Below are 13128 nucleotides of genomic sequence, written 5' to 3'. Positions count from 1 at the left end.
CTTATCATACAATAGGTATTCTCCTATGGCATCACTCTTTCATAAATTTAATCAAATTGATTTATTAAATATAAGATACCTTTCCTTTGTTAATTCCATGTTTTCCCGGTTTGAAGATTTTGTTAATCTACTACAACCGACTTATCTACTAGGTACTCTTTGTACCCTCCCGGCATATCACTAGTATGAACATAGAAAAAGACCAATCAGCACGGGTCTGATTGATCTTTTGGGCTTGGTTATTTTTTCATCAATTGCTCGATATTTTTATTAATGGTCTCTTCCGCTGTCCGCAGCGCCGTATTAATATCGACGTTGTTTTGAGTTACTGCCGTTACCGCATCGTTCATCGGCTTGCCGACCGCACTGCTGTCCAAAACATGAAATTTCGGCAGCGGAGCCATTTTATTCTTGAAGATGGCATCCAGATTTTTGCCCTTCAGGCTTTGATAGTTTTCACCCAGATGCTTGCGGATGTCTTTGTTGGTTTGAACGGGGATTCGGCCTGTTTTGGCTACTTCCGTCTGCACCTCCGGTGAAGTCGTCAAAAATTTAATAATCTCAAACGCCTCACTCTTGTACTTGGTTTGCGACGATACCATAAGAATGTGTGCGTCAACCTTGGCTCCAACGCCCGGTTTGTCCGGGAATGACGGTGTGCTCACGATATCCCAGTTGCCGGGGTTGCCCGCTTTGGCAGCCTCCTCCAGCTTGGTGACGACATCCGTCCACCAGAAGTTATACATCGCCAGATTGCGATCTTTGGTAAAAGCGTCCATCGGCTTCATCTTCGGGTCCATATTAGGAATAGAGCTGACATCCTGCAGCACGGACAGCACCTTGCGGTAGCCGTCGTTGTTCACCAGCGTTTTGTTCGTTGCCGTATCGATCTTCTGCAAGCTCAGCTGGCTCCCCAGCGTATCCCAGCTCCCGGGGTTCAGGCCCTGATAATTCACTCCGCTGTCGCTGCGTGTAAGCTTGCGTGCCAGCTCTACCGCCTCATTCCATGTCATTCCGTCCTTGGGATAAGGTACGCCGAACCGGTCAAAGATGTCCTTGTTGTAAAAAAGGGCTGTTGTTCCCATATAAAACGGGAGTGCTACCAGCTTGCCGTCACGGAAGCCCTTTAACGCATCGATTACAACAGGCTCGAAGGCCGATAAATCAACGTTATTTTGTTTGATACGATCATCTATTTCCAGCAGCATCCCCGTATCCGTAAGATTAGGGATAAAGTAAAAGCCCGTTAATAGGATATCCGGTATATTCCCGGCGGCAATTCTGTCGGTGATTTCATTGCCCTTCGCCTTCTCGCTGCGCTCCAAGGTTACATTCGGGTACTTCGCTTTCACCGGACCGGCGATCAGCTTCTCAAAATCGTCCTGAAGCATAGGCACCTCTGTAAATACGGTAAGTGTGATCGGATCGGTACCAATATTGCTCTTGGCCTGCCCTTGATTATCCGGAGCGGCCGCCTCTTGTTTGGCGCAGCCTGCCCCAACCCCCATAGTGAGCACTAAGGCCAGCATACTTGCAGCCCATTTGTTAGTCATGTCTTATTCCCCTTCCGTTTTCTGCTGTGTTCTCTATTTTGGGGTACAGCAAAGCAAGCGTTTGCATGTACAAATGAAAACACTTTTTTCAAATCATAATTATAAATCGGTAAAACGATGCTTCGGAAAAATGCAATCACAACAGGCATTTTCATCAGCACTGTTTCCGCTTACATCATTCTACATGAAGATTTCTATCTTTAAGAATGTATAAAGTTAACTATTATTTGTATGAAACTAACCTAAAAGTAAATGGGACGAAAATCCTCCCGGATTTCCGGGGAGGGAATACGTTACAATAAAATGTTTTCGCCCCGTTCAGAGTACCACTGCACATGATAAATTCTTATGGCATGATTTCGCTCATTCCCGTGTCCAATGATCCGCACATAACGGGCGTTTGCAGACTTGAACCGGACGGATTCCTGCTCACTGCTGCTGATCCCGCGCACAAGTTCCTTCCATTCCCACCCGTCCTGAGAGGCTTCGATCGAGAAGGAGTAGCGCTCTTCACCGCCTTTTGTGAAGCCGATGTCCGCTCCCCCAACCTCAACAGCTCGTCCCAGATCGTATCGGATCCATTCGCCATCACCATAGGATATCCATTGCAACGCAGGGTCCTCCTGTAAAGTATGGCAAGGAACATGACCATGCTGATGTCCTTCCGGGGGAATCGTCATCAGCTTATGAAACCGGCTCGCCGTTACCTTGAACAGCTGTCTTGTTTGATCCAGGATGAGCTCCTGTTTGAAAGCAGTCAAATCCTCGCTATTGTCCGCTAACACAACGATGCCCTGCTCATGCTTGTACAGGCTTTTGCCCATCAGCTCAGCTGCCTCCCTGACGTCAATGTATAGAGCCCCTCGTCTTACCCTGGAGTGCAGCGGAACCACTCTCATGCTCTCCCCGCTTCTGACAACACAGCCGTCCGGTCTAATGGTCAGCGCTCTGTCCTGGCCCCGGATTTGAATTTCATTGGTTTCAACGTTTTGTGAAGCCTCATAGCCTAATCGTTGAGCCAAAGACAGAACAGGAATGTACAAGATCCCCTCACGTTCAAAAGGACATTGCTCACGCTCGATGACATGGAGCTTCATTCTCCAATTACGGACAAACATATCACTGCTGCCGGCGCACAATACCCATATATTTTTGCTCGCGTCCCAAGGAACGGACTCCACGGTGGTAAACTGATCTCTCGGCTGAAACAGCGGGCTGCCTTCCTTACGCTTCGCCTTGGTCCAGTCCGGGCCGACCTCATCGGCACTTAGCGGAGCCCGGCCACCCCATCCCACCTCTTTCCCCAGATCCGCACTGCACACGTATCCGGTGTTGCCCAAGGCATGAGTCTGCAGCTCTTGATGAACAAAGCCAGGGGGCAGCAACGCCGCCTTATCGGGTACATCCATTTGGTTATTGGCGTAATAGTTCGGGGCAAACGTAATCTCCATAACCTCAGGATCCTGATCAGCGAAGGTAAGAGACTCCCCTCGTTCCTTGACGATCACATTGTCCGAGATTTCATTCTGCTCGGGCAGCAGTATCCGTTGTTTGGACGGCCATGCGGTTTTGTAGCCGATGCCGATATCCATGTCGAAGCCTTGATTATGGATCATCTGATTATGCCTAATCGTGTTATTCCGGGACCAGTTGTATACAGGCACGCGACCCAAAGGTGTTCCTTCGCGCAGAATCGGCTGCCAATCCGGCGTTAACGGTTCATCTATGTACTCCCCTGACATGACACTAATGGCGAACCCTTGAAGTCCGGATAAATAGTTATGACTTATCACATTATCTTCGCCTGTGATGCGAATTCCTTTGGTTCCACCCACATTACCCCCAAGAAACCAATTCCCTTCCACTACCGTAGTATGGCCGCTTCGGATGACAAGCCCGCCGATGGAATCCTTAAATGTATTGTTCCGGATCACATCATGGTTTGACTTGATCGAGATAACCTCTTCACATTCGCCGTCTGCCCTTTCGAATAAGTTGTTTTCGATGACGACATGCTCGCCGCCTGCGCTTCCCGGCTCTCCATCGCTTCCGATACCCATCACCTGAATGATCTCCAGCCCATTGATCCCGTACGCGGGGACATCGACAAAATAATTCGTGTGGATCCGGTTATAGCTTGAATATTTCATGCTTCTCATGAGCTGGCCCGCATGCAGCTTCCCTTTAAAGTAGCAGTGGTCCACTTCGTGGTGGGAACCGTCGATAGTGACCCAGAACGTCTTGATATCCGGCTGGCTCGGAACGAAGTCTATGATAGCCGTATTGGTTAATCTGCAATGATGCGAGTTTTTCATAAATCTTATGATCGTATGACTTCCGTTGTTCCCCGGCTGAAGCCCTTCTTTAAAGAACAGCCCGTCGACCACCAGATGCTCTCCGGCGAAGGTTAATGTTGAAGCCCCGGTCACGATGACTTCTCCGGCTGTTTCCGCCTTCAAGGTAATCGGCTGTTCCCGGGTGCCGCTTACGTCTAGTTCCAGTTGAATATCATCCCAAATCCCATTAGCCATGACGATCGTATCGCCCGGTACTGCCGTTTGAATTGCTTTACAAAGACTATCTTTATCGGTAACAAGCATTTGTCCTCTCACCCTGTATCCTCCTATTACATTGACTTCCAAGCTGGTTCAACCACTCTTCGGGGAGCCCGTTAATAAAAAAAGGGCGCCTGGTTTGATCCCGGCCCCCCCCCGCCGATGTTATACTTTCACCAATCGGATTACGGCACCTCCGTTGACTCTTAACGGCAAGTGCAGCGAATCGGCATTCGTTACGATATCCGTACGAATCGTAATATCGGTAGAATGCTTAAAGCGGTAATGATCCAGATTGCCAAATACTTCTTCATAGATTTCGGCCTTATATTCGGCATTCTCATCCAGGAAGCGAAGCTCTACATGGGCTGTTCTTCCTCCGGCAGCACAAATCGCACCGACGTACCAATCCTCACCGCTGCGTCTAGCCATAGTGACATAACGTCCGGGATATCCTTCAAGCAGCAAGGTTTGATCCCAAGCAGCAGGTACCTGTGACAGGAATGGCTTGCCTCCGCTTTCCTGATAGGCTTCGACGGAATCGGCAAAGTTTTGCACTGCAGATTCAAAGATGACGGATAAAGCCAATTGATGACAATGTCCGGTCCGGGTTAGTCTCGACAAGGTTACAGGCGTATAATCCATGGAGCCTACGACATTTCGGGTAAAGGGGACCGTACAGTTATGAACCGCATTCGGCCCTTCGTTCAGATCATTCTTCCAATATTCCGCACCGAAGATGCCTTCCCGCGTCATGACATGCGGCCAGCGCCTCTGCTCCCCGGATGGTTTCGTGGATCCGTGGTAGTTAATCATCAAACGGTGGTCCATGGCAGCCTTCGCTATCATATCGTAGACCTGGATTCTCTCTTGGGAGTCGCTGTCAAAAAAGTCGACTTTAATCCCCTTGACTCCCCAACTGGCCCATAACTCCAGCTTGCTGCGGCATTCCTCTTCTTCCTTAATTCGCTTGTAGTGCGTCCATAACCATATGCCCACTCCTTTGGACTCGGCATATTTGACCAGCTCAGGCACATTGGTCGTGCTTTCTTCCCGGTCCCATCCGCCGTCGACAAGCGAATATTCCCAGCCCATTTCTGCTGCAAAATCCACGAACTGGATCTGCTTCTGGTGATCCTTGCACGATTGGCTGTCGGAATGCCAGGACCAAGCGGAGCGTCCCGGACGAATCCATGACAGATCCTCGATTTCGGAGGAGGGGTTCAGATGAAAAACCAGATTGGATTCAACAATCGCCGAAAGCCCGGTCCCAATGATTGCAGTCCTCCATGGCGTTGCCAACGGTGCTTTCGTTACATTAGGTCCCGGCTGGTCCGGGGCAAATGCAAGCTCTAATGTACGCGCTTTCAATTTACTCACCTTCACATGCGAAGCACAATAGCTTCCATATACGGCAGCCTCCGTAAGGAGCATCCAGGCCGCATTCCCAATCTGAAACAGCATCGGGAAGGCATAGTCGGACTCGTCCATCGTCTCCAGCATGCCAAGATCGTAGGTCCGTTCGTAGCACTCCATCCATTTCTGCGCCCAGACATTGACTAACGGCTCCTGTGGAAGAACGAAGGCGGTAGGTTCTGACAGAATCTTCACTTCTTCGCTTCCGGGCAGCTGATAGCGAAAAGCGATACCGTCATTGTAGGCACGACATACGATTTGAAGCTCATGCCCCATTTTGTTGAAGAACAGTGTGAGCTCATTAGCATGATTCACATACCGGCTGGTTTTCCCGTGGGGAAGCGTATACTGATCGTTGATAATTGCCGATACTTTCCGGCTGAAGGACAGCTCCCCGGTGAAGTCCACATCCTGCGTAACAAGACCTAGCGGAGAGCGGTCCAGAATGACGCTGTATTCATGGATCACATGATAGTACAGCGCTCCCTGCTCGGTCATCTCGATGTGAAAGTGAATGTTGGCGTCTGGTGAACTAAGCACCCAGCTTTGCTTGGTTATACTTTCGATTGATTGTTTCATTATTGAGCCCACTCTCCTTTAGAAATAAATCCATCTTTTCTTTTAAACCAAAGGGATGCAGCATTAACCATTAGTCTCATCCTATGTCAAATGATGCAATGGTTCAATGCTACAAACTCACTTGTTTTTGTCCCAGACTAACGTTTTCTGCAGGACTTTTGAGCCTGCCCCTTTTCTTCCAGCGGACAGCGACCAGAATCCCGCGGATGGCTTCATCTAGAATCATGGCGGCATAGATGCCCGTAATCCCCCAGCCCAAAGCAATGCCGAAGTAATAGGAGCAGGCGGCGGCAACGAGCCACATGGAGGCCATATTCGTCGCTGCGGTAAATCTTGTATCCCCCACCGCATTAAGCGAGAATGCAAACGCTTGGTTGACCATCTTCAGCGGCTGAAGCAGGACATTCACCCCCAGCAAGGGAACTGCAATCTTCAGCACTTCAACATCCGATGTAAACCAGCCAAGAGCAGTCCGACCGGCGAGCCACAGGACCAAGGAGGTCATCACTACGTAGGCAAGCCCCGACCATAATGCCGTATAAGCGCTCCGATAGCATGCTTCGAAGCTGCGTGCACCATACAAATGACCGACGCGGATTTGCGAAGCCATGGCCACCGACATCCCGACAAGCCAGGGCAGCGATTGAATGGTGTTCATATACGTAAACGAAGCTAGGCTGGCGGCACCCATGGAAGCCACCATGGCAAAAATTATGGCTTGGGAATAGTTCCAGGACGCTGCATTAATAGACATCGGCCAGCCGATTCGCCATACTTCCTTCACAAGCGCCTTGTCGAACCCTTTCCAATCGCTTTTTACAAACCCGGGTTGAAATGCCTTGAACATTACGGCAAGGCTGCAGATGAGCGCAGCGGTACGGCTGACGACGGTAGATATCGAGACTCCAAGAATCCCCCATTCCGGAAAACCGAAGGCACCGTAAATAAAAGCATAATTCAAGACCAGATGAATAACGTTCATCCCCATCACGATAAGCATTGGCGCCCTTGTATTTCCCGTATTTCGAACGATAGCCGAAGATGCCGCATACAAGGAAAGGACGATCGTATTCGACCCTACGATGCTTAGGTAAGTGCCTGCCAGCGGAAGCACCTGCTCCGGCGCTTGCATGAACCCCAGGAGCCAGTCAGCATAGTAAAATATAAACAAGCTTAAGACAGTTCCGACTGCGAGATTGGCTTTTATCGTAATGGCCGCCGTTCGCCGGGCATGCTCCGCCTTCCCCGCCCCCAGCTTTTGAGCGATGACGATGCCGGCTCCGGAATTGATCAGCATAAACATGACGCTGGTCGCATTCAGGACCTGGTTGGACAAGCCGACAGCCGAAGATGCGTAATCCGAGATATGACTGACCATTAAGGTATCCACACTGCCCATTAAAAATTGAAGAAGCATTTCGATCGCAATAGGCCAGGCCAGAGCCCATAACGACCACTTTTTCTTATCTGTCATCCCTCGACTCCCCTTTCGCTGCCCGTCGATCAATCTAAGAACCCGCTTGATCCGCATGGGCTCCATGCTGCAAACCACTACAGTATAATGAGGCACGTTTCGTTATCCTATAGCGAGAATTCACGAGTTTTTGTCGAAAACTCGGCAATTCCATGCCGCTTTCCTACAGCAGCGCAGCATTCGTGTATAATAGAAAAGCATAATGATTCGGCATGGCATGATTATTTCAAAGGAGTGATATCGAATGATTTACCGCAATTTTGGCAGCACGGGCTGGCAGGTGTCCGCAGTTGGCCTTGGTACTTGGAATATTGGTAATCAATGGGGAGACGTAGACGACGCTACCGCATATGCAACCATTCGCACTTCCATAGACCATGGAGTGAACCTGTTCGATACTGCAGAATCCTACGGTATTCCCAACGGACTATCCGAGCAGCGGCTTGGCAAAGCATTGGGTGGGGACCGGCATAAGTCTTATGTCGTCTCCAAAATAGGACATTTCGGCAAGCGCACGGGACAAGGGGTTCCGCTGACGACCCCGGATATGATCCGTCTTTGCGCCCATGCCTCCTTGCACCGGTTGAGAACGGATTGGATCGATGTCATGCTCTGTCATGTCGGGGATATTCAGGACCCTTCCGTGTTTCTGGAAGGCTTTGAACTCTTGAAGCAGAACGGGGAAATCAGAGAATACGGAATATCTACCAATAGCCTGGAGGTACTGAAAAGATTCAACGTCAACGGAACCTGCCGCGTTGTAGAAACCGATTACTCATTGTTGAACCGGGAGCCGGAGAAGGAGTTCCTCCGTTATTGTGAAGAGCACGGAATCGCGGTGCTTGTTCGCGGGCCGTTGGCGATGGGATTGCTGTCCGGGAATTATACGGAGGATTCCGTCTTCACGGATAGCGTACGGAGCTCGTGGAATGAAGGCGAGGCGGGACGCAAGCAATTCGTGGAACGAATCCGCAAGGTAAACGAAATCCGCAGCGTCCTGGATAAGGACGAAGATATGGCCGAGGCCGCCCTGCGGTTTGTGATCTCTCGACCGTCCGTTGTTGCTATACCGGGTGCCAAGTCGCCGCAGCAGGCAAGCCTTAACGCCATGGTAGGCAACCGCTTGTTCACACAGGAACAGATGAACAGATTCAGATAAGGAAAGCGCCCTTTGCATCTTCCTTCGCAATGATGATATAATTGGTAAATGCTGATGAATAGCTTCAGCTGATAAGCAAGGAAGTATGTTATTTTCAAAAAAATATCCAACCCTTGCCCGATTTCGGTCAAGGGTTTTTGTTTCCTTCGGGAAAAAGTTCTGGTGGGGGTCACAACGGATGTCTAAAGGTAACCATTCTTCAATTATCGCGGCCTGGATCAGCCTGGTGAGCAACGTCGCTCTGACACTGCTCAAGATTATTGTCGGGCTCTTGACCAATAGCCAGGTGCTCCTGGCCGACGGGATTCACAACGCGGGCGATGTCATCGCTACTGCCGCTTCCCTCACATCCATGAACATTTCGAAACGGCCTGCGGACGAGGATCACCCTTACGGTCACGGCAAAGCAGAGGTGCTGAGCTCCGCCTTCGTATCCATCATTTTGGCTATCGCCGCCTTATATATCGCTTATGAAGCGGTGATGGCCTTCTTCGAGGAGCCACGGCCGGCCAGCTACATTGCTCTAATAGCGGCCGTAATCTCCCTGGTCTGGAAGCAGCTGCTCTATGCCTACACCATCCGGATAGGAAAAAAGGTGAACAGCAAAGGCTTGATCGCTACGGCCTATGATCATCTTGCGGACGTTTATGCCTCCATCGCGGCGGTTGCCGGTATCGGGCTGGCGCTGATCGGGGAAGCCTATGACATTCATTATCTCGCCTACGGCGATCCGTTGGCGGGGATTATCGTCTCCATACTGGTGCTGAAGCTTGCCTATCACATGGGCCTGGAGTCGTTCAACATCTTGATGGAAAAGGCGGTGGATCAGGAGCAGCTGGATGAGTACATTGCATTGATCTGGTCCGTTCCCGAGGTGAAGCGCATCGATCGCATTCGTGCGAGGGAGCACGGGCACTATGTCTTGGTCGATGTCCGGCTCAGTATCCCAGGCGAAATGACCATCCAGCAAGGACACGATATCTCGCGGCAAATCAAGCAGGTGATTATGAGCAAGCATCCTGATGTGGACGAGGTGCTGATTCATATCAATCCATGGTATGCTTCCTGAAAAAGGAAAAGAAGCTATCCTCAGAGTCTTCCTGAGGATAGCTTCTTTCTGTTGAAAAACCTGAAAAGCTGGAAAATAGGCATGGTACCCCGGTGGGGTATCCCCTTCCAGCCGCTGTTGTTCTCGGGAAAAATTGATTTAAACGCAAGATAGAGGTTTTTTCCCGGGAGGCGGACGCTATCGCTCCTACAGGGAATACCCCACCTATCACCTTTCGCATTTTTCCATAAGATAGGGCTTTTCAACATGGAAGCCATCCGCGGAGTCCTTCCGAGGATGGCTTCTTTTTTCGCGAGAAGCGCTTTTTACCAGAATTGCACCGTATGCCCTTTTAACCGGCTCAATCCTTCCACATAGAAATAATCACCGTAAATAAGAGGAACATCCATATTTTTTTGCTCCGGATAATGGCTTGTACCGTGAAGGATCAAGCCTTCTTCCTTCTCGTTATCCCAAGCCCCGTAATTGGTATATAAAGATTCAAGGATCGCTTCGCCTGCTTTGAAGTAGGAAGAGCCTTCAAGCGGTGAGACCAGATCCGCAAGCAGGAGCAGTCCGCAAGCCGCACAAGCTCCCGCGGAGGAATCGCGGTACTTCGCTATTCCCTCCGGCAGACGGAAATCCCATAAAGGCACATGGTCCTCGGGAAGCTGGGAAATAAAATAATGCGCCACCTGCTTCGCTGCATTCAGGTACTTCTCTTCACCCGTATGCTGATAGCTTAAGGCCATGCCGTACAATGCCCACGCCGTGCCGCGGGACCACCCGGATTCAGGCGCAAAGCCCTGCCCTCCCAGCGCCTCAATGCGTTCGCCTGTGTGCTCATCGAATCTAACGATATGGTATACCGAGCCGTCCGGACGGATGAAATGCTTCAGAACCGTATCCGCATGCTCCTGGGCTAGGTGCTTGTACCTTGGATCACCGCTGACTTCGGATGCCCAGTACAAGAGAGGCAGGTTCATCATGCAATCGATAATGACCCAGCCTGCATTGTTCTCCCCTTCCCGCCAAGGGTTCCAAGCGCGGATAAAATTGCCTTTCACATTGAAGCGTGCCGCAAGCAAATTGGCCGCTAATAATGCGCGGCGCTTGGAATTCTCCTCCTGAAGCAGCTTATAGCGCGCAACGCTGGTCAAAGTCCACATAAAGCCGATATCGTGATCCAGCTTATAATAATCGGTAATCACCTGATCCAATTGATCCTCGCATTGCTCAGCGATCGTTTTAAACTGCTCATTCTTCGTGTCGCGGTAGAGCAGCCACAGCAAGCCCGGCCAAAAACCCGCCGTCCACCAATAAGCCGGCTCCAATACATAGGTTCCATTTACGCTGGCATGAGGAAATTGAGCCCCGATTCTCCGGCTTGTTCTGCCTACCTTGTCAACAGCAGCTTGCCAGGCTTCCTCTACCCAAGGACCTTTCACAATAACGGTCATCTCTAGTCCTCCTATAATGATAAAAGTTCGAATTCAAATTGTACCGAGCTCTGCTGCTTCGGCTGAAGAAGCTTGAAGTCGATGGCGTACACCTTGCGTATCTCGCCAAAATGATCCGTGTACTCCAGCTTCTCGATTGTCGGCTGAGCGGCAGCCGCGTCATATCCGACATGAAGACGAGCCTGATTCCCTTGAATACACAGATGGCTGCCGTCCATAACGGGTTCGATCATTGTGATAAACCTTTCTACAATCTCCTCAGGCATCTCCTTAAACTCATAGGAATCTTCCAGCACCAGCCTAGGCTGTTCGGTCTTATGCCAAGTGAGTCTGCGAATCAGGCTTTGGAGCCCCGGCTCATCATACGCGCCGGATAAGTCCATTGTCAGCTGTTCTCTGTCGACACCTGACACAGCCTGCAAATCAGAGGCGCGGTGCTCCGCTCCCGGCTCCTGCATCCGACCGTTAATGATCGGAACCGAATGGCCAAGAGAGCTGTTGCACAAATACGAATAACGCTCCGGTCCAAAATATTGCTTCGTATACATGCCGCAGCCAAGGTCGGCCAGGAACGTTTCCCCTTGCGAATGAATAATAAAATGTCCTATATCATTATGATTATGAGGCTCATCGTTATGTCCGCCCTTGGCCGCAAAGCTGAATGAGCCATGCTCATTCACATATCTCGAGACCAGCCACTGTGCATCCTGTAAATAATAGGACGCGTTCCCCCATGGTTCGCCGGCAACCGCCTTGTCCTCACGAAACCATAGCAGATTGCGCAGCGCGGTCGGCCAGCGGTTACAGTGGTCCTCCGTATAGCTGGTGCGTAGCGATAATTCCGGAATTTCCACATCCGGATAAATCCGGTTTAAATAATGGGTCAACCCCATATGAATTCTCGCTTGAGGCATCGAATCCGAGAAATTGACGACGGAGGTTCCGCTTAGGAAGCATTTTTGCTGGAACAAGGCGATCCTGTGAATCTTCTCATCCGAGAACAAATGCATCGCTCCGGCCGTTCTTTTCTTCAACAAATCGGCGAAAAACACAAAATAGCCGAAGCCGTAGTACCAGTAGCCGTAGCCTTCCGTCGTGGCTCCGTCCTCCTTGAACCCCTGCATATAGGAATCCATCGTCTTCAGTACCCGTTCCAAAATCAGAGACAGGTCATCATGATCCTTCATTAAATGAAGGGCCGCTGAACCGACAGACCCGGCGCAGACCGCCGCCCAGTTATGGGTCGCCTTCTCCCAATGAAACGGACCTTGATGAATATAAGGCCAAAAAATACGCCTATATACCTCATGAACGATGCGGTTACGAAGCAGCCGCGGCAATCTGTGCTCCGTCAGCTTCAGTATCTCGCTAAGAGCAAACCCGGTTTCAGCGGAAAATAGATCGATGACATGGGCGTTCCCCTGCAAGTCTGTCAACGGTTGGTGCAGGGAATAGGCGCTTTCCCCTGTCGTTTCGGGCGTATTGCCCACATGGGCAGGCAAGCACCACGTATACTCATTGCATATAGACCAAATCGTTTCTTCCAGAGCTTGCTGGTAATCGGAGCGCTCCGGCTCGAGCAGCGACATGATGGCGAATGTGTTCAGTCTTTTTCTAACCTCAAAATAGACCTGCTCATATTCCAGTCTCGTGCCGCTCTCCGAAAAAATGCGAAACAGCTGGTACGACCGCTGAGGCTCCTGCTGCTCCAGCAGCTTCGCGGCTTCATCGCGGACCTCATCCAGCATAGGCTGGTAGATCCCGGATGCTCGGACCCGGCTCCACCAAGAAGCCTGTTCTTCATCGCAAAACAATAGAGAGGATGTCTCTGACGACTGATTGTCCAGTACTTGTTTGATCTCATTACGGTTCATCGGGCGCCTC

At 50.6% G+C, this 13128-nt stretch carries 8 protein-coding genes; 2 read left to right on the top strand and 6 right to left on the bottom strand.

All coding sequences use genetic code 11. The annotated features are described in order from the left end of the window. Positions 1-239 precede the first annotated feature (239 nt). From B1728_RS06240 to B1728_RS06225, 4 genes are all read right to left on the bottom strand, one after another. Positions 240-1553: an ABC transporter substrate-binding protein gene (locus tag B1728_RS06240; RefSeq protein WP_079909318.1), complete on the bottom strand. Its 1314-nt coding sequence runs from the start codon at positions 1551-1553 to the stop codon at positions 240-242. A 293-nt stretch (positions 1554-1846) separates the two neighbouring features. Next, complete coding sequence (locus B1728_RS06235; RefSeq protein WP_079909317.1) at positions 1847-4165, bottom strand: chondroitinase-B domain-containing protein; 2319 nt, start codon at positions 4163-4165, stop codon at positions 1847-1849. A 108-nt stretch (positions 4166-4273) separates the two neighbouring features. Further along, positions 4274-6103: a glycoside hydrolase family 97 protein gene (locus tag B1728_RS06230; protein ID WP_079909316.1), complete on the bottom strand. Its 1830-nt coding sequence runs from the start codon at positions 6101-6103 to the stop codon at positions 4274-4276. 109 nt (positions 6104-6212) lie between these two features. After that, on the bottom strand, positions 6213-7577 hold the full coding sequence (locus B1728_RS06225; protein ID WP_179135905.1) for an MATE family efflux transporter: 1365 nt from the start codon (positions 7575-7577) through the stop codon (positions 6213-6215). Between the two features lie 244 nt (positions 7578-7821). Here B1728_RS06225 and B1728_RS06220 point away from each other — a divergent pair, with 244 nt between their 5' ends. Both B1728_RS06220 and B1728_RS06215 read left to right on the top strand, forming a co-directional pair. Beyond that, the gene (locus tag B1728_RS06220; RefSeq protein ID WP_079909314.1) at positions 7822-8736 is read left to right on the top strand and encodes an aldo/keto reductase; all 915 of its coding nucleotides are present in this window, start codon (positions 7822-7824) and stop codon (positions 8734-8736) included. Positions 8737-8914: 178 nt separating this feature from the next. After that, positions 8915-9805: a cation diffusion facilitator family transporter gene (locus tag B1728_RS06215; protein ID WP_079909313.1), complete on the top strand. Its 891-nt coding sequence runs from the start codon at positions 8915-8917 to the stop codon at positions 9803-9805. A 305-nt stretch (positions 9806-10110) separates the two neighbouring features. Here B1728_RS06215 and B1728_RS06205 read toward each other — a convergent pair whose 3' ends face one another. Together B1728_RS06205 and B1728_RS06200 are read right to left on the bottom strand one after the other, a co-directional pair. Continuing rightward, positions 10111-11244 carry a glycoside hydrolase family 88 protein gene (locus B1728_RS06205; protein WP_079909311.1) on the bottom strand — a complete coding sequence of 378 codons (1134 nt, stop codon included), beginning with the start codon at positions 11242-11244 and terminating at the stop codon, positions 10111-10113. 11 nt (positions 11245-11255) lie between these two features. Then, on the bottom strand, positions 11256-13118 hold the full coding sequence (locus B1728_RS06200; RefSeq protein ID WP_079909310.1) for a heparinase II/III family protein: 1863 nt from the start codon (positions 13116-13118) through the stop codon (positions 11256-11258). Positions 13119-13128: the final 10 nt, after the last annotated feature.

It is taken from the genome of Paenibacillus sp. 32352, assembly GCF_002042965.1.
Classification (GTDB): domain Bacteria; phylum Bacillota; class Bacilli; order Paenibacillales; family NBRC-103111; genus Paenibacillus_S; species Paenibacillus_S vulneris.
Note: the sequence above shows the minus strand (reverse complement) of the source record. Positions and strands in the feature narration are given on the sequence as shown.